Consider the following 23330-nt stretch of genomic DNA (forward strand, 5'->3'; position numbering starts at 1 on the left):
GACGACCCGGCGTGCGGTACCTGCGTGGATCCGGCAGAGTGGGCCCATCCGCCTGACGACGAGTAGGTGACTTGAGTGGCACTTCCACCCTTGACCCCAGAACAGCGCGCGGCTGCGCTCGAGAAGGCCGCGGAGGCCCGGCGGGTCCGCGCCGAGGTGAAGAACCGCCTGAAGTACTCCCAGGGCTCGTTGAAGGAGGTCATCGAGCGCGGGCAGACGGACGACATGATCGGCAAGCTCAAGGTCGTCAAGTTGCTGGAGTCGCTGCCAGGCGTGGGTAAGGTGAAGGCTCGGGCGATCATGGAAGAGATCGGGATCGCCGAGACACGACGTGTCCGCGGCCTCGGCCCCCACCAGTCCGCGGCCCTCATCGAGAGGTTTGGCTGACATTTCCGCACAACCGCCCGCGCCCCGTCCTGCCCGTCTGACCGTCCTGGCGGGCCCGACCGCCGTCGGGAAGGGCACGGTGTCCGCGGACATCCGCGCCCGCTACCCGGAGGTGTGGTTGTCCGTGTCGGCGACGACGCGCGACCCTCGCCCGGGCGAGGTGGACGGCGTGCACTACCTGTTCGTCGGCACGGACGAGTTCGCCCGCATGGTCTCGGAGCACGAGCTGCTCGAGTGGGCCGTGGTCCACGGACGCAACAGCTACGGCACCCCGCGGCGGGCGGTCGAGGACCGGCTCGCCGCGGGGGTGCCCGCGCTCCTGGAGATCGACCTGCAGGGGGCGCGGCAGGTGCGGGCGTCGATGCCCGAGGCCCGGTTCGTGTTCCTGGCGCCGCCGAGCTGGGACGAGCTGGTGCGTCGTCTCGTGGGGCGCGGCACCGAGGACGCGGAGGAGCGGGAGCGGCGCCTGACGACCGCCAAGGTGGAGCTCGCGGCGGAGTCGGAGTTCGACCACGTCATCGTCAACGACGACGTGCACCGCGCGACCGACGAGCTCGTGCGGGTGATGGGGCTGGAGCCGCGTCCCGTCGGCGCGGGACCTGCCGCCGGGACGGCACCCGGGACCGGTGTGCCGCGAGCGGCGGCGCGCACGGAGTAGACTGGGAGGTCGGTGCGTGCGGCGAGCCGCCGCCGCCGGCTTCCCGCGACGACCGTCCACGATCCGTCACGGGCGTCGCTGGCGTCACGGACGTCATCGTCGGCCGTGACATCGTCGCCTGCACGCCGCACCACCGCACGAAACCGCTGCAGCGACCGGCTGCAGGACCCGAGAACCCCACGGAGCGAACTGTGTCCGGAACCGTCGCCGCCCCCGAGGGCATCACCGACCCGCCCATCGACGACCTGCTCGAGCACGTCGACTCGAAGTACGCGCTCGTCATCTACTCGGCGCAGCGCGCGCGTCAGATCAACGCGTACTACTCGCAGCTGAGCGAGGGCCTGCTGGAGAACGTCGGCCCGCTCCTCGAGACCCGCAACCAGGAGAAGCCGCTGTCGATCGCGATGCGCGAGATCAGTGCCGGCCTGCTGACGATCGAGAGCTCCGAGCCCGCCGAGGGCTCCGAGGACTGAGTCACCGACCGCCCCGCCCGGCTGCTGCCGGGCGGGGCGCTCTCGTGCGAGGAGCCCCATGAGGATCGTGCTCGGCGTCAGCGGCGGTGTCGCGGCGTACAAGGCCGTGCTGCTGCTGCGCCTGCTGCGCGAGGAGGGGCACCGGGTCCGGGTGGTGCCGACGGCGTCGGCCCTGCGGTTCGTGGGTGCGCCCACGTGGGAGGCGTTGTCGGGCGAGCCCGCCACGGACCAGGTGTTCGAGGACGTGGAGCACGTGCCGCACGTCGCGCTCGGCCAGGGCGCGGACCTCGTGGTCGTGGCACCGGCGACCGCCGACCTGCTCTCGCGCGCGGCGACGGGGCGTGCGGACGACCTGCTCACGTCCACGCTGCTCACGGCGCGCTGCCCGGTGGTGATGGCTCCCGCGATGCACACGGAGATGTGGGAGCACCCCGCCACGGTGGCGAACGTCGCGACGCTGCGGGCCCGGGGCGTCCATGTCATCGAGCCGGCGTCGGGGCGGCTGACCGGCGCCGACACCGGTCCGGGCAGGCTGCCCGAGCCCGAGGACATCGCCCGCGTGGCTCTCGGGATCGCGACCGGCGCCGACGTCGCGGACCCGCCTCCGGGCGGGGGCCCGGCGTCGGCGCAGGACCTCGCCGGGCTGCGCGTCGTGGTGTCCGCCGGCGGCACGCGTGAGCCGATCGACCCGGTGCGGTTCATCGGCAACCGGTCCAGCGGCCGCCAGGGCGTGGCGCTCGCGCGGGCGGCGCGCGCCCGCGGGGCGCACGTGACGCTCGTGGCCGCGAACCTCGACGCGCAGGTGCTGGAGGACGGCGCGCCGACGGCGCACGCCGGCACGGTGCCGGCTCCCGGGATGGAGGTCGTGCCGGTCGAGACGACCGCGCAGCTGCGCGAGGCCGTGCGCGCCGCGGCGGCGACGGCGGACGTCGTCGTCATGGCCGCGGCGGTGGCCGACTTCCGTCCGGCGAGCGCACCGGACGCGAAGATCAAGAAGGTCCCGGGCCAGGGGCCCGCGCCGATCGTGCTCGTGGAGAACCCGGACGTGCTCGCGGAGCTCGCGCACGAGCGGCTGCGCGCGGACCAGGTCGTCGTGGGGTTCGCGGCCGAGACGGGGGACGGGCACGGCTCGGTGCTCGACCACGGGCGGGAGAAGGCGCGGCGCAAGGGCGCCGACCTCCTCGTCGTCAACGCGGTGGGCGACGGGCGGGGCTTCGGCGTCGACGTGAACGACGTGACGGTCGTCGACGGCGCGGGGGACGTCGTGGCGACGGCGTCCGGGACCAAGCGCGACGTCGCGGACGCGGTGTGGGACGCCGTCGTGACGCGGACCGGGGCCGGGTCGCGCTGACCGCAAAGTCTCACCTTTCGGATGGTTGCGCCCATCCTGCGGGACGGTACGCTGTGCGCCATGGCTGATCTCCGTCTCTTCACGTCCGAGTCCGTCACCGAGGGTCACCCGGACAAGGTCTGCGACCAGATCTCGGACGCGATCCTCGACGCGATGCTCGCGCAGGACCCGACGTCGCGCGTCGCGGTCGAGTCCATGGTCACGACCGGGCTCGTGCACGTCGCGGGGGAGGTCACGACCGACGCGTACGTCGAGATCCCGCAGGTGGTGCGCGACGTCGTGCGCCGGATCGGGTACACGTCGTCCGCGATCGGGTTCGACGCGGACTCGTGCGGCGTGTCGGTGTCGATCGGCCAGCAGTCGCCGGACATCGCCCAGGGCGTGGACAAGAGCCTCGAGGAGCGCGACGACGCGGCCTCCGGTCACGACCCGCTCGACGCCCAGGGCGCGGGCGACCAGGGCCTGATGTTCGGGTACGCGAGCGACGACACGCCGAGCCTCATGCCCCTGCCGGTCTGGCTCGCCCACCGGCTCGCGGAGCGCCTCGCCGAGGTGCGTCGCGACGGCACGGTCCCCGGTCTGCGTCCCGACGGCAAGACCCAGGTGACCATCGGCTACGACGGCGACCGGGCCGTGTCGCTCGACACCGTGGTGCTGTCCACCCAGCACGACCCGGACGTCGTGCAGGAGAAGCTGCACCGGCTGATCGCCGAGGATGTCGTCGCGCCGGTGCTCGAGGCCGCGGGGGTCGACCTGGACACGCGCGAGACGCGGTTGTTCGTCAACCCGACGGGGACGTTCGTCATCGGCGGCCCGCGCGGTGACGCCGGGCTCACGGGCCGCAAGATCATCGTCGACACGTACGGCGGCATGGCCCGTCACGGCGGCGGCGCGTTCTCCGGCAAGGACCCGTCGAAGGTGGACCGCTCGGCCGCGTACGCGACGCGCTGGGTCGCGAAGAACGTGGTCGCGGCCGGCCTGGCGCGCCGCTGCGAGGTGCAGGTCGCGTACGCGATCGGCAAGGCGCACCCCGTGGGCATGTACGTCGAGACGTTCGGGACGGAGACGGTGCCGGTCGAGCGCATCGTGGCCGCGATCCGCGAGGTGTTCGACCTGCGCCCGGCGGCGATCATCCGCGACCTGGACCTGCTGCGCCCGGTCTACGCCGCGACCGCGGCCTACGGCCACTTCGGCCGCGAGGTGCCGGACTTCACGTGGGAGCGCACGGACCGCGTCGCGGCCCTGCAGTCCGTCGTCTGAGCACGGCCCCGTCCCTCGCCTCCGAGCCGCTCCGTGGTCGGTCGCGAGGGTGGGCCGTGATGGGATGAGTCCGTGAGCAGCACGGACGGTACCGGTCGGGACAGGAGCGGTCAGGGAGCGGGTGCCGCGTCCACGGTCCAGGACGCCCTCCCGGGGACCGAGGTGCCCGCCGCCGCGCCGCGCCGCGCGGCGTCGGTGGGGCCTCTCGAGGTCGCCGCGGAGCTTCCCGTCGCCCAGCTGGTGCTCGACCTCGCGCCCGCGCACCTGGACCGCCCGTACGACTACCTCGTGCCGGCGGCGATGGCCGACGCCGCGCAGCCCGGCGCGCGGGTCAAGGTGCGGTTCGCCGGGCGGGACGTCGACGGGTACGTCGTGGCACGCCTCGAGCGTTCGGACCACGTCGGCCGCCTCCAGCCGCTGCGGCGCGTCGTGTCGCCCGAGCCGGTGCTGACGCCGCAGGTGCTGCGGCTCGCACGGTCCGTCGCCGACCTGTACGCGGGCACGTTGCCGGACGTGCTGCGCCTCGCGGTCCCGCCCCGCCACGCGCGTGCCGAGCAAGGGTTGGACGCGGCGACGGTGACGACGACCACGACGCCCGGCCCGACGCCCGGCGCGGCGGCGCCACCCGCCGGACGGGGGGCGCCCTCGGTGTGGGGGGCCTACCGGACCGGTCCCGCGTTCCTCACCCACCTCGCACGCGGCGGGGCGCCGCGCGCGGTGTGGACCGCCCTGCCGGGTCTCGCCCCCGCACCGGACGGCGCCGGTACCGACGGCGAACCGGCCCCCGGGGCAGGGTCGGCAGGCAAGCGGCGCCGCACCCCGGACACCGCCCTGCCCGTGACGCACTGGGCCGCTGCCGTCGCGGAGGCGGTGCGCGTGGTCCGGGACGTCGGCCGGGGCGCCCTCGTCGTCGTGCCGGACGCCCGCGACGTCGACCAGGTGTGCGCCGCGCTCGCGGCCGCCGGGCTGAGGGCCTGGGACGCGGCGAGCGGTGGGGACGTCGTGCGGCTGACGGCCGACGAGGGGCCCGCCCCGCGCTACCGGGGCTTCCTCGCGGTCCGCCGTGGGCTCGCCCGCGTCGTCGTCGGCACGCGAGCGGCGGCGTTCGCCCCCGTCGTCGACCTGGGGCTCGTCGTGTGCTGGAACGACGGCGAGGACACCCTGGCGGAGCCGCGCGCCCCGTACCCCCACGCGCGGGAGGTCCTCGCGCTGCGCAGCGAGCAGGAGGGCGCGGCGTACCTGCTCGGCGGCCACGGGCGCACGGTCGCAGGGCATGCCCTGCTCGCGCGCGGCTGGGCGCACGAGCTCGCCGCCTCCCGTGACGTCGTGCGCTCCCGGGCGCCCCGTGTGCGCGCCCTGACGTCGGTCGAGCTCGCCGCGGAGGGTCCGGGAGCGGCGGCCCGCGTCCCGGCCGCGGCGTGGCGCGCCGCCCGGTCCGCGCTCGAGCACGGGCCGGTCCTCGTGCAGGTGCCGCGGTCGGGGTACCTGCCCGTCGTCGCGTGCGCGCGCTGCCGCACGCCCGCACGGTGCACGGTGTGCCACGGCCCGCTCGCCCTGCCCGGGCCGGGCGCGGCCCCGCAGTGCGCGTGGTGCGGGGCGCTCGCGGGCGGCTGGTCCTGCCCGGAGTGCCACTGGACGGGCCTGCGCTCGGTCCGGGTGGGGTCGCAGCGCACGGCGGAGGAGCTGGGCCGCGCGTTCCCGGGCGTGCCGGTACGGATGTCCGGTGCGGGAGCGGCCGGCGGGGTGCTGGCCGCGGTGGGCGGCGAGCCGGCGCTGGTCGTCTCGACGCCCGGTGCGGAGCCGGTCGCGGACGGCGGGTACACGGCTGCCCTGCTGCTGGACGCCGCGGTGAGCACGGCGCACGTCGGGCTCGACGTCGCGCAGGACGCGCTCGCGCGCTGGCTCGCCGCGGCCTCGCTCGTGCGGCCGGCGGGCGACGGCGGCCAGGTGCTCCTCGTCGGCGACGCCGCGCCCGCGCCGACCAACGCGCTCGTCCGGTGGGACCCGGCCGGTCTCGCGGACCGTGAGCTCGACGAGCGTGCCGAGCTCGCGCTGCCCCCGGCCGTGCGCGTCGCCGCCGTCACGGGCGACCGCGCCGCGGTGGCGGCGGTCCTCGACCGTGTCGACCTCGCGAGCCCGGAGACGGTGCTCGGACCGGTCGAGGTCGCCCCCGCGCGGGCCGACGACACCCCCGACCTCGCCGGCGGCGCCGCTCGTCCCGTGCGCGCCGTCGTGCGCGTCCCGCACGGGCAGGGGCGCGAGCTGGCCCGCCAGCTCGGCGCCTCGCTCGCCGTCCGTTCGGCGCGGCGCGAGAACGGTTCCGTGCGCGTGCAGCTCGACCCGAAGGAGATCCTGTGACCGACCGCCACCGCGCGACGGATGGCGCTGCGCGCCTCGTCGACGCCGTGCTGTACGACTTCGGCAACGTCCTGGTCGGCTGGGACCCGTACCGCGCGTACGACGGGCACGACGCCGAGGTCGTCGAGACGTTCTTCACGGACGTCGACTTTCCCGCCCTCAACCACGGACGGGACGCGGGGGCGACGTGGGCCGAGGCCCGCGCGGAGGTGGCCCGCAGCCACCCGCACCACGTCGACCTGCTCGACCGGTACCTCACCCACTTCACGGCCACGCTCTCCGGACCGGTGGAGGGGTCGGCCGAGCTCGTGGACGAGCTGCGCGCACTGGGCCTGCGCCTGTACGGGCTGACGAACTGGTCCGCCGAGCTCTTCCACCACGCCGCGACGGCCGCGCCCGCGACCACGCGCCTGGACGACGTCCTCGTGTCCGGCCGGGAGGGCCTCGCGAAGCCGGACCCGGCGATCTTCGAGCGCGCGATCGAGCGCTTCGGCCTCGACCCGCGACGCACCCTGTTCACCGACGACAGCCCCGCCAACGTCGACGCCGCAGCCGCGCTCGGTCTGCGCACCCACCTGTTCCGGGGCACGGCCGGACTCCGTGGGGCCCTCCGTGAGCTCGGCGTCGACGTCGGGTCCGGCGACGACGCGTGACGACCGGGCCCGCACCGTCGAGCCGCACGCGGTCCCGCATCCCGCAGTCGGCACGCCGGTGGTGGCGACGAGGCCACCTAGACTCGGGCCCATGCGCCTGCTGTTCGCCGGAACCCCGGACACCGCGGTTCCTTCCCTCGACGCCCTCCTCGACTCCCGGCACGAGGTGGTCGCCGTGCTCACGCGCGCCGACGCCCCCGCGGGACGTGGGCGACGCCTGACGCCGAGCCCGGTGCGGGTGCGGGCAGAGCAGGCGGGCGTCCCGGTGCTGACCGCTCGCCCGCGCGGCGAGGAGTTCCTCGCCACGCTGCGCGACCTGGAGATCGACGCGGCACCCGTCGTCGCGTACGGCGAGATCCTGCGCCCCGACGTGCTGGCCGTGCCCCGGCACGGGTGGGTGAACTTGCACTTCTCCGTGCTGCCCGCCTGGCGCGGCGCGGCGCCGGTACAGCGCGCGATCATCGCCGGCGACGAGGTGACGGGCGCGACGACGTTCGTCCTCGAGGAGGGCCTCGACACCGGACCCGTCCTCGGGACCACGACCGAGACGATCCGTCCCCGCGACACCTCCGGCGACCTCCTCGGCCGCCTCGCCGTCTCGGGCGCGGGCCTGCTCGTGGCGACGCTCGACGCGCTCGAGGACGGCACCCTGCGTCCTGAGCCCCAGCCCGCCGACGGCGTGTCCCACGCCGCGAAGCTCACGACCTCCGACGCGCGCGTGCGCTGGGACGTGCCGGCGCTCGCGGTCGACCGCCTCGTGCGTGGCTGCACGCCCGCGCCGGGCGCGTGGACGACCGTCCCGGACGCGTCGGGAGCTCCGACGCGCCTGGGCCTCGGCCCGGTGACGCCACGCCCCGACGTCACGGACCTCGCACCCGGTGCGGTGAGGGCGGGCAAGCGCGAGGTGCTCGTCGGCACGGCCACGCACGCCGTGGCGCTCGGCGACGTCGCACCGGTGGGCAAGAAGCACATGCCCGCCGCCGACTGGGCGCGCGGCGCACGGCTTCCGGAGGGCCTCGTGCTCGGCGCGGCGGAGGTGGCGGCATGAGTGCTGGACGCGGGTCCGACGACCGTCGCCGCGACGACGGATCGAACGCACGTTCGAGCGACGGTCCCGGCGGAGCCTCCGCCGGGCCGAGCGCATCGAACGCGCGTTCGAACCGATCCCCTCGGGGTGCGGCTGCGGCATCGAACGCCCGTTCGACACCCTCCTCGAGCGGCGACCGGGGCGAACGCGGTGGCGCCGCTGCGGACGACGCCCGCCGCGACGCCCGCGGACGCCAGCGCGGCGCCGCCCGCTCCCGCGGCGAGGCGAGCCGCTCGTCCGTCGCCCCCTCGCAGCGCCGCAAGGGCACCGACCCCGCGCGCACCGCAGCTTTCGACGTCCTGCGCGAGGTCGACGGCTCCGACGCCTACGCCAACCTCGTGCTGCCCCCGCTGCTGCGCCAGCGCGAGATCCGCGGCCGCGACGCCGGGTTCGCCACCGAGCTCGCCTACGGCACCCTGCGCCTGCGCGGACGCTACGACGCCGTCCTCGCACGGTGCCTCGACCGGCCCCTCGACCGCCTCGACCCGCCCGTCCTCGACATCCTGCGCCTCGGCGCCCACCAGCTCCTCGGGATGCGGGTCCCGCAGCACGCCGCCGTGTCGGAGACGGTCGGCCTCGCCCGCGCGTGCACCGGCGCGGGCAGCGCCCAGCTCGTCAACGCCGTCCTGCGCCGCGTCGCGCGCACCCCGCTCGACGACTGGCTGACCCAGATCGCCGCCGACGCCCCGGACGAGCTCACGGCGCTCGCGGCCACCGGCTCCCACCCCGTATGGGTCGCCCGAGCGCTGCGCGACGCGCTCACCGGCACCGGCCGCGACCCCGGCGAGCTCGCCGACCTCCTCGCCGCCGACAACGACGCGCCCCGCGTCACGCTCGTCGCCCGACCCGGCCTCGCCGACCCCGACGAGCTCGCCGACGCCCGCACCGCACCCGGCCGGTGGGCCCCGACGGCACTGGTCCTCGAGGGCGGCGACCCCGCCGCCTACGGCGCCGTGCGCGACGGACGCGCCGGCGTGCAGGACGAGGGCAGCCAGCTCGTCGCCCTCGCCCTCGCCGCCGCGCCGCTCGCCGGCCCGGACGGCGCCACGGACGACGCGCCCGCCGGCCCGGACGCCCGCTGGCTCGACCTGTGCGCCGGACCGGGCGGCAAGGCCGCGCTGCTCGGCGCCCTCGCCGCCGAGCGCGGGGCACGCCTCGTCGCCAACGAGGTCCAGCCGCACCGCGCCCGCCTCGTCGAGAAGGCGCTCGCGGCCGTGCCGGCCGACGCCGTGGAGGCCGTGCGGACCGGGGACGGGCGCGACGTCGGGCAGGACGAGCCCGGCTCCTACGACCGCGTGCTGCTCGACGCGCCGTGCACCGGCCTCGGTGCGCTGCGCCGCCGCCCGGAGTCGCGGTGGCGCCGCACACCCGGAGACCTGGCGGTCCTCACCGGTCTCCAGCGCGCGCTGCTCGCGTCCGCGCTCGACGCGGTGCGGCCCGGGGGAGTGGTCGCCTACGTGACGTGCTCGCCGCACCTCGCCGAGACGCAGGTCGTCGTCGCCGACGTGGTGCGTCGGCGCGACGACGTCGAGCTCCTCGACGCGCCGGCGGTGGTGCGCGGCGTCGTCCGTCCCGACGCGCGCGAGGCGATCGAGCTGGGGGACCGGCAGGACGTCCAGCTCTGGCCGCACGTCCACGGCACCGACGCGATGCACCTGACGCTCCTGCGGCGCCTGCCGGCCCGCTGAGCCTGCCCGCAGGCGGTCCTGCGACGATCTGGCCGGCGCTCAGGAGCGGCTCTCGCGCTCGCCGACGGGGACGTCGGGATATCCCGCCCTGGCGGATGTCAGGATATCCCGCTATCGTCGCTGTCGGGATAGTCCGACACGCGGTGCGCGCGCGGACGACGAGAGGAAACGGACCATGACCGCACGACAGACCGCACAAACCAGCACCGCCCGCAGCGCCCGCGACCTCGGCGCGTTCGTCCGCCGCACCCGCCGCGCCCGCGGACTCACCCAGGCCCAGCTCGCCGACGAGCTCGGCATCAGCCGCCAATACCTCTCCGAGCTCGAGAACGGCGTCGAGAACCTCTACGTCACCCGCCTCTTCGAGGTCCTCGACGAGCTCGGCGCCACCATGCAGCTCCAGGACCGACCATGACCCGACCCGACGCCCTCGAGCTCTGGCTCTACGACACCCCCACCGGGCACCTCACCCGACGCCGCGACGGCCGCGTCGACCTCACCTGGACCGACGACGCGCTCACCCGCTGGGGACACGGCGCCCGCACCCTCTCCCACCTCCTGCCCATGGACCCCGACACCCCACCCCACCCCGCCCGCGCCACAGCCTGGCTCGACGGGCTCATGCCTGAAGGCCGCACCCGCGACCAGATGGCCATGGAAGCCGGCGTCGACCCCGAGGACCACCTCTCCTTCTTCACCGCCTACGGCGGCGACACCATCGGCGCCGTCGAGCTCCGACCCCCCGACGCACCCCGCCGAACACCCGGGCCGCCCGAACGCCTCCACGACGCCGACGTCGCCCGCCTCCTGCGCGAGAGCGTCGCCCGCGCCGGCGGCATCGGCCGCAGCGAGCACCTCACCAGCTCCCTGCCCGGCATGGAACCCAAGATCACCCTCCTCCACGACCACCACGGCTGGGCCCGCCCCCACGGCGCCACACCCACCACCCACATCCTCAAGGTCGCCCGACCCTCCGACTCACCCACCGCCGACCTCGTCAACACCGAGGCCGCCGCCCTCGACCTCGCCCGCCGCACCGGCCTCACCACCGTCGACGCCCACGTCACCGAGCTCGACGGCGAACGCTGCCTCGTCGTCACCCGCTACGACCGCGTCCCCGACCCCACCGGCACCCGACGCCTCCACCAGGAAGACACCGCCCAGGCCCTCGGCATCAACACCCGCGACCCCGAACGCAAGTTCCAGCACGGCCGCACCCTGCCCTCCCTCGCCCGCATCGCCCGCGTCCTGCGCGACGACGGCACCCGGCCCGACCCCCTCCTCGCCCTCACCACCTTCAACCTCGCCCTCGGCAACACCGACGCCCACGCCAAGAACATCTCGCTCCTGCGCCACGACGACGGCACCGTCCGCCTCGCCCCCGCCTACGACGTCTCCATGCACCTGCACCACCACCACGCCTCACGCACCTTCGCCATGGACGTCGCCGGCACCCGCGACATGGACGCCCTCACCAGCGCCCACCTCGTCGCCGAGGGCATCTCCTGGGGACTGCCGCCCCGCCGCGCCCGACGCGCCGTCACCCAGACCCTCGACGACCTCACCACGGCGCTCGCGGACGTCGACCGCGACCTCCATCCCGGCGTCGGACGGCAGGCGTGGCGGACCGTGGAACAGCGGACGGCCACCCTGCGCCGCGAGGCGGCAGAGCTCTAGACGAGGGTGGTGCTGACCGTCTCGTGGTCCGTAGGCGCCTCCAGGGCGCGCTGCAGGAGGATCGTGTCGACCCAGCGGCCGTGCTTGAAGCCGACGGCGGTCAGCCGTCCCGCCTCAGCGAACCCGAACCGGCGGTGCAGCGGGAGGGAGCCCGCGGCGTCGGGGACGTCGGCGACGACGGACACGACCTGGCGCACGCCCGAGGCTCGCAGCACGTCGAGCAGGGCGCCGAGGAGCGCCGTGCCGAGGCCCTGTCCGGTGTACCGGGGGTCGAGGTAGATCGTGTCCTCGACCGTGTGCCGGTACGCCGCCTTCGGCCTCCACGGTCCCGCGTACGCGAAGCCGGCGACGACGCCGTCGACGTCGGCCACGAGGAACGGCAGCCCCGCGGCCGCGAGGTCGCGCCGCTTGGCGTCCCAGCGGGAGGCGTCCCAGGGCTCCTCCTCGAACGTCACCTGCGTGTCGCGGACGAAGGGGGCGAAGATCTCCGCGACGCGGGGCAGGTCGCCCGCGACGAGGGGGCGGACGGTGGCGCGCGACGGGGGAGGGAAGGAGTCCACGGCGTGAGCCTAGGGCGCGGCCGTCGTGGGCGGCACCCCTAGGCTGGTCCCCATGGCAGCCCTCATCGCCCCGAGCATCCTGTCCGCCGACTTCGCGAACCTCGAGCGCGACCTCCGCGCGATCGAGACGGCGGACTACGCCCACGTCGACGTCATGGACAACCACTTCGTGCCGAACCTCACGCTGGGGCTGCCGGTGTTCGAGCGCCTGGCGCAGGTGTCACCCGTGCCGATCGACGCGCACCTCATGATCGAGGACCCGGACCGCTGGGCGCCCGCGTACGCGGAGGCGGGCGCGGCGTCGGTCACGTTCCACGCCGAGGCGGCGACGGCGCCCGTGCGGCTCGCGCGCGAGCTGCGCCGGCTCGGGGCGAGGGCGGGCGTCGCGCTGCGCCCCGCGACGCCCGTCGAGCCGTACCTCGACCTGCTGTCCGAGGTGGACATGATCCTCGTCATGACGGTCGAGCCGGGCTTCGGCGGGCAGTCGTTCATCGACGGCACGCTGCCCAAGATCCGGCGCGCACGGCAGGCCGTGAGCGAGGCGGGCCTGGACGTGTGGATCCAGGTCGACGGGGGAGTGTCCCGCGACACGATCGAGCGGGCGGCCGACGCCGGCGCGAACGTCTTCGTGGCGGGTTCGGCCGTCTACGGCGCCGAGAGCATCCCGGGGGAGATCCAGGCTCTGCGGGATCTTGCCGGAGCCGCGCACACGCACTGACCGGGCCGGGCAGAGCGCAGAGATCTCCGCTCGATCAGTGTCGCTCTGCGTTCGAATAAATAGTGTGCCAAGCGGTCATCACCCCACATCACCAGTCCTGCGACCCCACCACACGCCCCGACGACCCGACCGACCGTGGTCGATGCGCGGTCGAGCTCAGGCCCGCATGCACCCGCGGCTGCGTTCACGTCCGCGTCACGTTCGTCCGGTCCACGGACCGTGGGGGAGGCGGTGCGGCGGTGTGGCATCCTGGACGGCAGCAGTACGCACGAACGTGCTCCGGGGTCGGTGCAATTCCGAGCCGGCGGTGACAGTCCGCGACCCGCGCCCTACGCGCGGTTGACCTGGTGGAACTCCAGGACCGACGGTGACAGTCCGGATGGGAGGAAGCACGTGCGGCGCGGTCGACCCCACGCGGGAGCCGGCCACGCGGGTGCCGGGCGGTGGTCCGGGCCCTCGTGACCGACGACCTCGGTGAGCCGACCCGCCGTGGTGAGCGGCACGCGGCGAGCCCTGTCGGGAGCCCGCGACTTCTCCGCCCGCCCTCGCCCCGGAGTGACCGTGCCCGGCAGGACGAGGACCGATGGGCTCGCAGCACCTGACGATCGACGGCGCGATGTCTCGCGCGCTCGAGCTCGCCGCGCGCGGCCCGGCGTACGGCCCCAACCCGCGGGTCGGCTGCGTCCTGCTCGCCCCGCCCACGGGTACGGACCTCCTGCGCGACCGCGCGACCCCCGAGGCCGTCGACGCCCGGGCGCGCAGGGTGCTCGCCGAGGGGTACCACCGGGGCGCCGGCACGCCGCACGCGGAGGCCGCGGCGTTGGCTGACGCCCGGGAGCGCGGGATCGACGTCCGTGGTGCGACGGCGGTCGTGACCCTCGAGCCGTGCGCCCACACCGGACGTACCCCGCCCTGCGCCGACGCGCTCCTCGCGGCCGGCGTGGCCGAGGTGGTCCACGCCGTCGACGACCCGAACCCGGCCGCGGCGGGCGGTGCCGCGCGACTGCGCGCCGCGGGCGTCCGCGTCGTGCGCGGCGTACGCGCGGCCGAGGGGACGGCCCTGCTGCACGTGTGGCTCACCGCGGCCGCACGAGGCACCCCGTACGTCACGCTGAAGACCGCGACGTCGCTCGACGGGTTCGTCGCGGCGCAGGACGGCACGAGCCGGTGGATCACGGGCCCGGAGGCGCGCGCGCACGCCCACCGTGTCCGGGCGACCGTCGACGCGATCGCCGTCGGGTCTGGCACCGTCCGGGCCGACGACCCGGCGCTCACCGCGCGCGCGACGGGCCCCGACGGCGTCGAGCGGCTCGCCGACCACCAGCCGCTGCGCGTCGTCGTGGGGCGATCCGGGATCCCGCCGCAGGCTCGGCTGCGCGGCGAGGGCGGGGCCCTCGTGCACGTGCGCACGCACGACGTCCGTGAGGTCCTCGCCGAGCTCGGGGCGCGCGACGTTCGCCACGTGCTCCTCGAGGGCGGCCCGACGCTCGCGACGGCGTTCCTCGCGGCGGACGCCGTCGACGAGCTGCACGCCTACGTCGCCCCCGTGCTGCTCGGTGCCGGGAAGCGCGTCGTGGGCGACCTGGGCGTGACCACGATCGGGGCCGCGCGGCGGTTCCGCACGGTCGAGGTACGGCGCGTCGGCGACGACGCGCTGACGGTGTCGAGACGGATCGGCTGAGAGGCAGGAGAGATCGCATGTTCACGGGGATCGTCGAGGAGATCGGCACGGTGCGCGAGATCGCGTTCCCGGGCGGGGCGGGCGCGGACGCGGTGCTGACGGTCGAAGGGCCGCTCGCGACGTCGGACGCGGCGCTGGGCGACTCGATCGCCGTCGACGGCGTGTGTCTCACCGTCTCGTCGCTCGGGGGAGACGGGACGTTCGGCGCCGACGTCATGCCGGAGTCGCTGCGCCGCACGACGCTCGGTGACCTGCGTCCGGGGTCGCGGGTCAACCTCGAGCGGGCGGTGCGCGTGGACGCCCGGCTCGGCGGTCACGTGGTGCAGGGGCACGTCGACGGCGTGGCGACGCTCGCGAGCCGTGACCCGGGCGACCGCTGGGACGACCTGGTCTTCTCCGCGCCGGCCGAGCTGTTGCGCTACGTCGCGGAGAAGGGCTCGATCGCCGTGAGCGGCGTCTCGCTCACGGTCACCTGCGTCGACGGCGCGACGTTCGGCGTCTCCCTCATCCCGACGACCCTCGAGGCGACCGTCCTCGGCGCGCTGGCGCCCGGAGACCGCGTGAACCTCGAGGTCGACGTCCTGGCGAAGTACGTCGAGCGGCTGCTCGCCACCGGGGCGGCGTCGTGAGCGCGGACGACGTCGTGCCGGGCGAGGCGGTCCGGGGCGACGCGAGGAGAGGCGACGCCGTGACGGACCCGGGCGAGGCCGCGAGCGCCGCGGTCGTGGGGTCCCGCGGGGTGCGGCTGGGTTCGGTCGAGGAGGCGCTGGAGGCGATCCGTGCGGGGCGCCCGGTGCTGGTGGCGGACTCCCCGGACCGGGAGAACGAGGCGGACGTGGTGTTCGCGGCGCGGGACGTGTCGGCGGAGTGGGTGGCGTGGACGATCCGGCACTCGTCGGGGTACCTGTGCGCGCCGATGCCGGCGGCGCGGGCGGACGCGCTGGAGCTGCCGTTGATGGTTCCGCGGAGCGAGGACCCGCGGCGGACGGCGTACACGGTGACGGTGGACGCGGCGTCGGGTGTGACGACGGGGATCTCGGCGCAGGACCGGGCGCGGACGTTGCGGGTGCTGGCGGACCCGGGGTCGGGGGCGGGGGACCTGATCCGGCCGGGGCACGTGCTGCCGTTGCGGGCGGTGCCGGGCGGGGTGCTGCACCGTGCGGGGCACACGGAGGCGGCGGTGGACCTGGTGCGGTTGGCGGGCGCGGGTGAGGTGGGGGGTATCGCGGAGCTGGTGCACGACGACGGGTCGATGATGCGTCTGGAGGACGCGGCGGGGCTGGCGGAGCGTGACGGTCTGGTGCTGCTGACGATCGCGGACCTGGTGGCGTGGCGGCGGGTGCACGATCCTGCGGCGACGGAGCCGAGCGGTGCTGCGGGGACGGAGCGGGAGCTCTCGGTGCGCCGGGTGCACCGGACGGCGGAGGCGGCGCTGCCGACGGAGCACGGCATGTTCCGCGTGCTGGGGTACCGGGACCTGCGGACGGGGGCGGAGCACGTGGCGCTGGTCCCGCCGGTTCCCGGACCGGAGGGCTCGGTACGGGGGAGCTCGGTACCGGCGCGACCGTCCGCGAGCGCCGCCGGGGCGGTGGCGCCGGTGGTGCGGGTGCACTCGGAGTGCTTGACGGGGGACGCGTTCGGGTCGTCGCGGTGCGACTGCGGTCCGCAGCTGCGGGCGGCGATGGGTCGTGTCGCGGCGGAGGGTGGTGCGGTGGTGTACCTGCGGGGGCACGAGGGTCGGGGGATCGGCCTGCTGGCGAAGCTGGGGGCGTACGAGCTGCAGGACGCGGGGTTGGACACGGTGCAGGCGAACCTGGAGCTGGGGTGGCCGGCGGACCGTCGGGAGTACGGGGCGGCGGCGGCGATCCTGGCGGACCTGGGGCTGTCGCGGGTGACGTTGCTGACGAACAACCCGGCAAAGGTGACGGGTCTGGTGGCGCACGGGATCGACGTGGCGGCGACGGAGCGGATCGAGGTGGGTCACGGGGAGCACAACCGGGCGTACCTGGTGACGAAGAAGGTGGCGATGGGTCACCTGCTGGAGACGATCGAGGCCCCGGGTGGTCCGGGGGTCGTGGTGCGGGACGAGACGGAGGAGGAGCGATGAGTGGTGCGGGTGCGCCGTCGATCGAGGTGGACGGGTCGGGGCTGCGGGTGACGGTGGTCGCGGCGAGCTGGCACACGGAGGTGATGGACGGTCTGGTGGCGGGTGCGCGGCGTGCGTTGGAGGCGGCGCACGTGTCGCACGTGTCGGTGGTGCGGGTGCCGGGGTCGTTCGAGCTCCCGGTGGCGGCGGCGCGGGCGGTGGAGCACGGTGCGGACGCGGTGGTGGCGCTGGGTGTGGTGATCCGTGGGGGGACACCGCACTTCGAGTACGTGTGCCAGGCGGCGACGGCGGGGCTGACGGACGTGAGCGTGCGGTCGGGGGTGCCGGTGGGGTTCGGGGTGCTGACGTGCGACGACGAGCAGCAGGCGCTGGACCGTGCCGGGCTGCCGGGCTCGCGGGAGGACAAGGGTGCGGAGGCGGCGCAGGCGGCGGTGGCGACGGTCGTGGCCCTGCGGTCGCTGTGAGGGGTGCCCGGTGGGCGGACCCGGGTCGGGCGGCCCGGGGGCGGCGGATACCCTGGGACGTGTGAAGACGTTCGAGTCCCTGTTCGCCGAGCTCTCGGAGAAGGCCACGACACGACCTGCCGGTTCCGGCACGGTCGCCGAGCTGGACGCCGGGGTGCATGCGATCGGGAAGAAGGTCGTCGAGGAGGCGGCCGAGGTGTGGATGGCCGCCGAGTACGAGGGCGACGTGAAGACGGCGGAGGAGATCTCCCAGCTGCTGTACCACCTGCAGGTGCTCATGGTCGCGAAGGGCCTGAGCCTGCAGGACGTGTACGAGCATCTGTGAGCGGCCCCGGCCGGTGGTGTGATCCTGCCGCCGGCCGCGAGCGCCGCACGTCGCCGCCCGTCCTCGCTCCCCGTTGACCCTGCTCCTGAACGAAGGTCCCACCATGCTGCGTATCGCCGTCCCCAACAAGGGGTCCCTGTCCGAGCCCGCCGTCGAGATGCTGCGCGAGGCGGGGTACCGCCAGCGGCGTGACGCGCGCGAGCTGGTGCTCGCGGACCCGGACAACGACGTCGAGTTCTTCTTCCTGCGCCCGCGCGACATCGCGGTGTACGTGGGGTCGGGGACGGTCGACGTCGGGATCACGGGTCGGGACCTGCTCCTGGACTCGGGGGCGGACGCGGTGGAGCACATGCAGCTCGGGTTCGGCGGGTCGACGTTCCGGTACGCGGCCCCCGCGGGGGCGGTCACGTCGTTGGAGCAGGTGCAGGGCCTGCGGGTCGCGACGTCGTACGAGGTGCTGGTCGAGGGTCACCTGCGCTCGCACGGTGTCGACGCGACGGTGGTGCACCTGGACGGTGCCGTGGAGTCGGCGGTGCAGCTCGGGGTGGCGGACGTCGTCGCGGACGTGGTCTCGACGGGCACGACGCTGCGCGGTGCGGGGCTCGAGGTGTTCGGTGACCCGATCCTCGAGTCGGAGGCGGTGCTGATCCGTCCGCGCGCGGTCGCGGAGGCGGACGTGCCGGCGGGCGTGGAGGTGCTGGGCCGTCGTCTGCGGGGCGTGCTCACGGCCCGGGAGTACGTCCTCATGGACTACGACGTGCCGGTGTCGCTCGTGGAGCAGGCGGTGGCGATCACGCCGGGCCTGGAGTCCCCGACGGTGTCGCCGCTGCACGACCGGGAGTGGGCGGCGGTGCGCGCGATGGTGCGGCGTGACCGGACGAACCAGGTGATGGATGCGCTGTACGACGTCGGTGCGCGCGCGATCCTGGTGACGAGGATCCACGCGTCCCGCCTCTGACAGGGTGCGGCGTGCGCTGGGCGGTCGTGTGCGGTCGGCGTGTGAGACGGTGACGGCATGAGCGGTGCGTCGTTCCCGGAGGCGGGCCTGCCGGGTGATCGCCGGGAGGACCCGTACCGGGTGTTCCGGCCGCGCTTCGGCCTGGTGTCGGCGTGGGCCACGGGTGTCGTCGTGGTGGGGGCGTGCGTCGTCGTGGGGGTGCTCGCGACCGGTCCCCTCGGGACGTCGTGGGTGAACAGGCTCTCGCTCGCGGCGTTCGCGCTGTTCGCGGCGTGGCTGCTGTGGCGTCTGGGCGGGGTGCACGCGGTGCCGAGCCGCGCGGGCCTGCGGGTGCGCAACGTCATCTACACGCGCGAGCTGGAGTGGGCGCAGGTCGTGTCGGTGCGGTTCGGCAGCGGCGACCCGTGGGTGCGGCTCGACCTCGCCGACGGGTCCACGCTCGCCGTCATGGGGATCCAGCGGGCCGACGGCGGCCGCGGAGACCTGGAGGCCCGTCGCCTCGCGGCGCTGGTCCAGGCGCACGGCGAGGCGGCGGAGCGCGACGTCCGGAGCTGACGGGCGGTGGGTGCTGGTCGGCCCGCACCCGGCGCGCACGACGGCGGACACGACGAAGGGCCCGGTCTCGTTCCCGAGACCGGGCCCTTCGTCCGTGCAGGGGCGGTGCCGTCACCCACCCGACAGGGGGACGACGGCACCGTCCGGTGCGCTGGTCAGTACGCCGTGCGGTGGCGCGGCTTGCGGTCGCCCCGGTCGTCGTGACGGTCCGTGCGCTCGCGACGCTCGTCGCTGCGGCCCGACGGGCCGTGGGCGCCGCGGGGGCGGTCGCCCGTCGGACGCGGGGCGCGGCCGCGTGCGGGCGGCGCGCCCTCGTCGAGGCGGATGCGCAGGAACTTGCCCGCGACCCGGGCCCGCGAGATGCGGTCGAGCGTCGCGTCGTCGAGCGGCGCGGCGATGTCGACGAGGGAGAACGACGGGAAGATGTCGATCTTGCCGACGTCCGACCCGTTGAGGCCCGCCTCGTTCGTCAGCGCACCGACGATGCCGCCGGGCTGGGCGCCGTGCGTGTGGCCCACCGACAGGCGGTACCGGGTGCCGACGGCGTCGCGACGGATGCCGCGCGTCCCGTCACCGTCGCGACGGCCCGACGCGCGGTCGCCGCGCGAGCCGCCACGGTCGCCCGAGCGCTCGGTGCGGGCCGAGCGCGCCTGGTCGCGCGCCTGGGCACGCTCCGCCTCGAAGCGCTCCTGCTCCTCGCGGGCCTGCGGGCCGTCGTCCCCGACGGCGAGCGCCACGAGCGCCGCGGCGAGGTCGACGGGGTCGACGTCCTGCTCGGCGACGACCGCGCGCACCATGTCGGCGTACATCGCGAGACGCCCGGCCTCACGACGCTCGGGGACCTGCCCGAGCAGGCGGCGCGCCTTGTGCGCGGACACGTCCGCGGGCGAGGGGATCTCGACCTCCTCGAGCGGCGTGCGCGTGGTGCGCTCGATCGCGCGCAGGCGCCCGCGCTCGTGCGGGGTGACGAAGCTCAGCGCCTCGCCCGTGCGGCCCGCGCGACCGGTACGGCCGATGCGGTGCACGTACGCCTCGGGCTCGCCCGGCAGGTCGAAGTTCACGACGAGGCCGATGCGGTCGACGTCGAGGCCGCGGGCTGCGACGTCGGTCGCGACGAGCACGTCCAGGGCGCCCGAGCGCAGGCGCTCGACGATCTTCTCGCGGTCCTTCTGCGCGACGTCGCCCGAGATCGTCGCGGCAGAGATGCCGCGCTCGACGAGCGCGGAGCCGACCTCCTCGGCCGCGCCGCGCGTGCGGGTGAAGACGATCGCGGCGTCGGCGTCCGACGTCGCGAGGACGCGGGCGAGCGACCCGGTCTTGTGGCGGAACGGCACGACCGCGTACGTCTGGCGGACGCTCGTCACCGTGGAGGACTGACGCGAGACCGCGATCTCGACCGGGTCGGTGAGGTGCTCGGCCGCGACCCGGCGGATCGGGGCCGGCATGGTCGCGGAGAAGAGGGCGACCTGACGCTCGCGCGGCGCGCGGGAGAAGATCGTGTCGACGTCCTCCGCGAAGCCCATGCGGAGCATCTCGTCCGCCTCGTCGAGCACGAGGAAGCGCACGTCGTCGAGCACGAGGGTGCCGCGCTCGATGTGGTCGATGACGCGACCCGGGGTGCCGACGACGACCTGCGCACCGGCCGCGAGCGCCCGCTGCTGCGGCTGGTACGGCGAGCCGCCGTAGACCGCGAGGACGTCGACCTTGGGCAGCTGCGCGGCGAACGTCTCGATCGCGTCGGCGACCTGCATCGCGAGCTCGCGCGTCGGGGTCAGCACGACCGCCTGCACGCGCCGCAGCGCGGGGTCGACCGCGGCCAGCAGCGGGAGACCGAACGCGGCCGTCTTGCCGGTGCCGGTCTGCGCGACGCCGGTGATGTCGCGACCGGCGAGCAGCGCGGGGATGGCCTGCGCCTGGATCGCGGACGGCGTGACGAAGCCGAGGTCGGACACGGCGCGCGCGAGCGACGCCGGGAGGCCGAGGGACGCGAACGACGCGTCGTCGGCCGGGGGAGCGGCGGGGGTGGAGTCGGTGGAGGAGTGGTCGAGGGCGCGCGAGGGCGCGACGACGTCAGCAGTCATGGGGCGGTGAGGACCGTTTCGTGTCGGGGTGGCGGAGTGGCGTGCGGTCGCCAGGTCGGCTCTCGCAGGTCGCACTCCCGAACACACCTGGCCGGGCGCCGACCGCGGCCGATGACGGCCGTGCGGGCGGGGGATCCGGCCACTCTCACAGAACACGCGGGACGAGCGACGAACTCCACAGGTGAGCACCATCCTACCGGAGCGGGCGCGCCACCGTCGTGGAGAGGGCGGTGACGTCGCTCACCAGGGCTGGGCCGTGGAGGCGCGACGGGTGATTTCGCACGACGCGCCCACCGCGGCCGAAAATGCGCACCCCCGGCCGGGCTCGCCTACGTAGGATGGTCGCTGCGGTGCGAGCCGCGATCCTCAGGCGAGGCAGGACGAGCACGGGCGGTGAGCGTGGCAGCAGGGCAGCAGGTGAGCTCCCGTGTCGTGACCGTCCCGAACGTCATCAGTCTCGTGCGCCTGTTGCTCGTCCCGGTGTTCGCGGTCCTCATCGTCGAGGGCTACGACCTCTGGGCGCTCGTCGTCCTCGCCGTCTCGGGAGCGTCCGACTGGCTCGACGGCGTCCTGGCCCGCCGGCTGGACCAGGTGAGCCGGCTCGGGCAGATGCTCGACCCCGCCGCGGACCGTCTCTTCATCCTCGTCACGCTCCTCGGTCTCGCGTGGCGCGACGTCGTCCCCGTCTGGCTCGTCGTCGTCATCGTCGGGCGCGACCTGCTGCTCGTCAGCCTCCTGCCGTGGCTGGCGCGCCACGGCTACGGGCCGCTGCCCGTGAGCTTCGCGGGCAAGGCCGGGACGTTCGCGCTGCTGTACGCGTTCCCGCTGCTGCTGCTCGCCGAGATGCCCGGTTGGCTCGGCGACGCGGCCGCGGTCCTCGGGTGGGCGTTCACCTGGTGGGGGATCGGCCTGTACTGGGTCGCCGGTCTCCAGTACGTCGCCCAGACGCGCTCTCTCGCGGCGGCCGGGCGAGACGCGGACCCGGCACCGCGGGAGGAGACGCCGTGAGCCCCGACCCGCAGCCGCAGCGGCGCGGCCCCGTCGACGCGTCCATGACGCTGCTCAACGAGGTGATGCACCGCCCGCTCGACCCGGGGTACGCGGCCGCCGCCGCGCGCCGGGCCGCCGAGGGCGACGCGCCCCGCGGGCGGGGACGCACCGTCCTCCTCGTCGCCCTGGCGGTCGCGCTCGGGGTCGTGACGACCGCCGCCACGCTCGACCTGCGCGCGCCGCAGCCCGCGGTGATCGAGGCCCGCGCGACGCTCGAGCAGGAGATCACCGATCGGCAGGCGGACGCGGACGCGCTCGCGACCCGCTCCAACGAGCTGTCCGCCGAGATCGGGGCGCTGCAGGACGAGGCGCTCGGCGGGCTCAGCGACGACGTGCTGGCCGGCCTCCAGCGCGAGGGCGCGACCACCGGGTCGCAGGCCGTGGAGGGTCCCGGCGTCGTCGTCACCCTCGACGACGCCAGCGGGGGGCTCGGTGGCGACGACACGACCTCGGCCAACCTCGTCCAGGACTCCGACCTGCAGCGCGTGGTGAACGCCCTGTGGTCCGGCGGGGCCGAGGCTGTCGCGATCAACGGCCAGCGCCTGACGGGGCTGTCCGCGATCCGCAGCGCGGGCGACGCGATCCTCGTCGACCTGCAACCCCTCGTGCCGCCCTACCACGTCGAGGCCGTCGGCGACGCCGACGCGATGCGCACGGCGCTCGTGCGCACCGGCGCGTCGGACTACCTGCGGCTGCTCAGCACCCAGTACGGCATCCAGTCGGGCGTCACCGCGCAGAGCACGCTCGAGATACCCGGCCGGCCGAACCCGACCCTGTACTTCGCGCGCGTCCCGGGCGCGCCCGTAGAATCCGACCCGGACCCCGCCGGCGACGGGTCGTCGCCCGAGGCACCCCCGCTCGGGGACGTGGCCGGCACCACCGAGGAACGGCAGGAGAGCGTCGAATGATCGCAGTCGTCGGACTGGTGGTAGGCGTCGTCGCTGGGCTCGTCCTGCAGCCCACCGTTCCCGTCTACCTCCAGCCGTACCTGCCCATCGCCGTGGTCGCCGCCCTCGACGCGCTGTTCGGCGGCCTCCGGGCGATGCTCGACGGCATGTTCGACGACAAGGTCTTCCTCGTCTCGTTCCTGTCCAACGTCGTCGTCGCGGCGCTCATCGTCTTCCTCGGCGACCAGCTCGGGGTCGGCAGCCAGCTCTCCACCGCGGTCGTCGTGGTCCTCGGCATCCGCATCTTCTCCAACGCGGCCGCGATCCGCCGCCACGTCTTCAAGGCCTGACG

General features: G+C 75.2%; 24 protein-coding genes and 1 riboswitch. Of the genes, 22 read left to right on the forward strand and 2 right to left on the reverse strand.

What is annotated here, in order from left to right:
• Window positions 1–75: 75 nt before the first annotated feature.
• From mihF to V5D56_RS13815, 11 genes are all read left to right on the forward strand, one after another.
• A complete protein-coding gene (mihF, locus tag V5D56_RS13765; protein ID WP_435735866.1) occupies window positions 76–387 on the forward strand; it encodes an integration host factor, actinobacterial type in 312 nt (103 codons plus the stop codon).
• Window positions 380–1045: a guanylate kinase gene (gmk, locus tag V5D56_RS13770; RefSeq protein WP_435735867.1), complete on the forward strand. Its 666-nt coding sequence runs from the start codon at window positions 380–382 to the stop codon at window positions 1043–1045. Before mihF ends, gmk begins: the two co-directional genes overlap by 8 nt.
• A 191-nt stretch (window positions 1046–1236) precedes the next feature.
• Window positions 1237–1518, forward strand: coding sequence for a DNA-directed RNA polymerase subunit omega (gene rpoZ / locus V5D56_RS13775; RefSeq protein ID WP_251150943.1), 282 nt, complete (start codon window positions 1237–1239; stop codon window positions 1516–1518).
• A 58-nt stretch (window positions 1519–1576) separates the two neighbouring features.
• Window positions 1577–2869 carry a bifunctional phosphopantothenoylcysteine decarboxylase/phosphopantothenate--cysteine ligase CoaBC gene (gene coaBC / locus V5D56_RS13780; protein WP_435735868.1) on the forward strand — a complete coding sequence of 431 codons (1293 nt, stop codon included), beginning with the start codon at window positions 1577–1579 and terminating at the stop codon, window positions 2867–2869.
• A gap of 60 nt (window positions 2870–2929) precedes the next feature.
• The gene (gene metK / locus V5D56_RS13785) at window positions 2930–4129 is read left to right on the forward strand and encodes a methionine adenosyltransferase (RefSeq protein WP_435735869.1); all 1200 of its coding nucleotides are present in this window, start codon (window positions 2930–2932) and stop codon (window positions 4127–4129) included.
• 72 nt (window positions 4130–4201) lie between these two features.
• Window positions 4202–6487, forward strand: a complete 2286-nt coding sequence (locus tag V5D56_RS13790; protein ID WP_435735870.1) for a primosomal protein N' — start codon at window positions 4202–4204, stop codon at window positions 6485–6487.
• Complete coding sequence (locus V5D56_RS13795) at window positions 6484–7140, forward strand: HAD family hydrolase (RefSeq protein WP_435735871.1); 657 nt, start codon at window positions 6484–6486, stop codon at window positions 7138–7140. Before V5D56_RS13790 ends, V5D56_RS13795 begins: the two co-directional genes overlap by 4 nt.
• 91 nt (window positions 7141–7231) lie before the next feature.
• On the forward strand, window positions 7232–8188 hold the full coding sequence (fmt, locus tag V5D56_RS13800) for a methionyl-tRNA formyltransferase (protein WP_435735872.1): 957 nt from the start codon (window positions 7232–7234) through the stop codon (window positions 8186–8188).
• Window positions 8185–9915, forward strand: coding sequence for an RsmB/NOP family class I SAM-dependent RNA methyltransferase (locus V5D56_RS13805; protein ID WP_435735873.1), 1731 nt, complete (start codon window positions 8185–8187; stop codon window positions 9913–9915). The genes fmt and V5D56_RS13805 overlap by 4 nt, the downstream gene beginning before the upstream one ends.
• 175 nt (window positions 9916–10090) lie before the next feature.
• A complete protein-coding gene (locus V5D56_RS13810) occupies window positions 10091–10330 on the forward strand; it encodes a helix-turn-helix domain-containing protein (RefSeq protein ID WP_435735874.1) in 240 nt (79 codons plus the stop codon).
• On the forward strand, window positions 10327–11592 hold the full coding sequence (locus V5D56_RS13815; RefSeq protein WP_435735875.1) for a type II toxin-antitoxin system HipA family toxin: 1266 nt from the start codon (window positions 10327–10329) through the stop codon (window positions 11590–11592). The genes V5D56_RS13810 and V5D56_RS13815 overlap by 4 nt, the downstream gene beginning before the upstream one ends.
• On the opposite strand, the gene V5D56_RS13820 is transcribed toward V5D56_RS13815, so the two are convergent.
• The gene (locus V5D56_RS13820) at window positions 11589–12152 is read right to left on the reverse strand and encodes an N-acetyltransferase family protein (RefSeq protein WP_435735876.1); all 564 of its coding nucleotides are present in this window, start codon (window positions 12150–12152) and stop codon (window positions 11589–11591) included. The two genes, V5D56_RS13815 and V5D56_RS13820, sit on opposite strands and share 4 nt — an antisense overlap.
• Before the next feature lie 52 nt (window positions 12153–12204).
• Between V5D56_RS13820 and rpe the strand changes: the two genes are divergently transcribed.
• From rpe to V5D56_RS13860, 8 genes are all read left to right on the forward strand, one after another.
• Window positions 12205–12870, forward strand: a complete 666-nt coding sequence (gene rpe / locus V5D56_RS13825) for a ribulose-phosphate 3-epimerase (protein WP_435735877.1) — start codon at window positions 12205–12207, stop codon at window positions 12868–12870.
• A 270-nt stretch (window positions 12871–13140) separates the two neighbouring features.
• A riboswitch (FMN riboswitch) is annotated at window positions 13141–13267 on the forward strand.
• 186 nt (window positions 13268–13453) lie between these two features.
• The gene (gene ribD, locus V5D56_RS13830; protein WP_435735878.1) at window positions 13454–14551 is read left to right on the forward strand and encodes a bifunctional diaminohydroxyphosphoribosylaminopyrimidine deaminase/5-amino-6-(5-phosphoribosylamino)uracil reductase RibD; all 1098 of its coding nucleotides are present in this window, start codon (window positions 13454–13456) and stop codon (window positions 14549–14551) included.
• A 17-nt stretch (window positions 14552–14568) separates the two neighbouring features.
• Window positions 14569–15180, forward strand: coding sequence for a riboflavin synthase (locus tag V5D56_RS13835; RefSeq protein ID WP_435735879.1), 612 nt, complete (start codon window positions 14569–14571; stop codon window positions 15178–15180).
• A 95-nt stretch (window positions 15181–15275) separates the two neighbouring features.
• Window positions 15276–16658 (forward strand): 3,4-dihydroxy-2-butanone-4-phosphate synthase, encoded by a 1383-nt coding sequence (gene ribB / locus V5D56_RS13840; protein ID WP_435739041.1) that lies wholly within the window; start codon window positions 15276–15278, stop codon window positions 16656–16658.
• Complete coding sequence (gene ribH, locus V5D56_RS13845) at window positions 16655–17122, forward strand: 6,7-dimethyl-8-ribityllumazine synthase (protein WP_435735880.1); 468 nt, start codon at window positions 16655–16657, stop codon at window positions 17120–17122. The genes ribB and ribH overlap by 4 nt, the downstream gene beginning before the upstream one ends.
• A gap of 61 nt (window positions 17123–17183) precedes the next feature.
• Window positions 17184–17447 carry a phosphoribosyl-ATP diphosphatase gene (locus tag V5D56_RS13850; protein WP_191613435.1) on the forward strand — a complete coding sequence of 88 codons (264 nt, stop codon included), beginning with the start codon at window positions 17184–17186 and terminating at the stop codon, window positions 17445–17447.
• A gap of 103 nt (window positions 17448–17550) precedes the next feature.
• Entirely contained in the window at window positions 17551–18405 is an 855-nt protein-coding gene (gene hisG, locus V5D56_RS13855; RefSeq protein ID WP_435735881.1) for an ATP phosphoribosyltransferase, read from the forward strand.
• A gap of 57 nt (window positions 18406–18462) precedes the next feature.
• Window positions 18463–18960 (forward strand): PH domain-containing protein, encoded by a 498-nt coding sequence (locus V5D56_RS13860; RefSeq protein ID WP_435735882.1) that lies wholly within the window; start codon window positions 18463–18465, stop codon window positions 18958–18960.
• A 155-nt stretch (window positions 18961–19115) separates the two neighbouring features.
• Here the strand turns inward: V5D56_RS13860 and V5D56_RS13865 are convergent, their stop codons facing one another.
• A complete protein-coding gene (locus V5D56_RS13865; protein WP_435735883.1) occupies window positions 19116–21041 on the reverse strand; it encodes a DEAD/DEAH box helicase in 1926 nt (641 codons plus the stop codon).
• 399 nt (window positions 21042–21440) lie between these two features.
• On the opposite strand from V5D56_RS13865, the gene V5D56_RS13870 reads away from it, so the two are divergent.
• The 3 genes from V5D56_RS13870 to V5D56_RS13880 are packed head-to-tail and all read left to right on the forward strand — an operon-like array spanning window position 21441 to window position 23328.
• On the forward strand, window positions 21441–22049 hold the full coding sequence (locus tag V5D56_RS13870; protein ID WP_435739042.1) for a CDP-alcohol phosphatidyltransferase family protein: 609 nt from the start codon (window positions 21441–21443) through the stop codon (window positions 22047–22049).
• The gene (locus V5D56_RS13875) at window positions 22046–22999 is read left to right on the forward strand and encodes a DUF881 domain-containing protein (protein ID WP_435735884.1); all 954 of its coding nucleotides are present in this window, start codon (window positions 22046–22048) and stop codon (window positions 22997–22999) included. The genes V5D56_RS13870 and V5D56_RS13875 overlap by 4 nt, the downstream gene beginning before the upstream one ends.
• Window positions 22996–23328: a small basic family protein gene (locus V5D56_RS13880; RefSeq protein WP_435735885.1), complete on the forward strand. Its 333-nt coding sequence runs from the start codon at window positions 22996–22998 to the stop codon at window positions 23326–23328. The genes V5D56_RS13875 and V5D56_RS13880 overlap by 4 nt, the downstream gene beginning before the upstream one ends.
• The last annotated feature ends 2 nt before the right edge of the window (window positions 23329–23330 follow it).

This window comes from Cellulosimicrobium sp. PMB13, from assembly GCF_051294865.1.
Taxonomy (GTDB): Bacteria; Actinomycetota; Actinomycetes; order Actinomycetales; family Cellulomonadaceae; genus Cellulosimicrobium.

What these genes read in the sequence shown, in the direction of transcription:
- coaBC (WP_435735868.1), top strand. Translation starts at nt 1,577, where the DNA reads ATGAGGATCGTGCTCGGCGTCAGCGGCGGTGTCGCGGCGTACAAGGCC.
- metK (WP_435735869.1), top strand. Translation starts at nt 2,930, where the DNA reads ATGGCTGATCTCCGTCTCTTCACGTCCGAGTCCGTCACCGAGGGTCAC.
- fmt (WP_435735872.1), top strand. Translation starts at nt 7,232, where the DNA reads ATGCGCCTGCTGTTCGCCGGAACCCCGGACACCGCGGTTCCTTCCCTC.
- V5D56_RS13805 (WP_435735873.1), top strand. Translation starts at nt 8,185, where the DNA reads ATGAGTGCTGGACGCGGGTCCGACGACCGTCGCCGCGACGACGGATCG.
- V5D56_RS13810 (WP_435735874.1), top strand. Translation starts at nt 10,091, where the DNA reads ATGACCGCACGACAGACCGCACAAACCAGCACCGCCCGCAGCGCCCGC.
- V5D56_RS13815 (WP_435735875.1), top strand. Translation starts at nt 10,327, where the DNA reads ATGACCCGACCCGACGCCCTCGAGCTCTGGCTCTACGACACCCCCACC.
- rpe (WP_435735877.1), top strand. Translation starts at nt 12,205, where the DNA reads ATGGCAGCCCTCATCGCCCCGAGCATCCTGTCCGCCGACTTCGCGAAC.
- ribD (WP_435735878.1), top strand. Translation starts at nt 13,454, where the DNA reads ATGGGCTCGCAGCACCTGACGATCGACGGCGCGATGTCTCGCGCGCTC.
- V5D56_RS13835 (WP_435735879.1), top strand. Translation starts at nt 14,569, where the DNA reads ATGTTCACGGGGATCGTCGAGGAGATCGGCACGGTGCGCGAGATCGCG.
- ribH (WP_435735880.1), top strand. Translation starts at nt 16,655, where the DNA reads ATGAGTGGTGCGGGTGCGCCGTCGATCGAGGTGGACGGGTCGGGGCTG.
- hisG (WP_435735881.1), top strand. Translation starts at nt 17,551, where the DNA reads ATGCTGCGTATCGCCGTCCCCAACAAGGGGTCCCTGTCCGAGCCCGCC.
- V5D56_RS13860 (WP_435735882.1), top strand. Translation starts at nt 18,463, where the DNA reads ATGAGCGGTGCGTCGTTCCCGGAGGCGGGCCTGCCGGGTGATCGCCGG.
- V5D56_RS13865 (WP_435735883.1), bottom strand. Translation starts at nt 21,041, where the DNA reads ATGACTGCTGACGTCGTCGCGCCCTCGCGCGCCCTCGACCACTCCTCC.
- V5D56_RS13880 (WP_435735885.1), top strand. Translation starts at nt 22,996, where the DNA reads ATGATCGCAGTCGTCGGACTGGTGGTAGGCGTCGTCGCTGGGCTCGTC.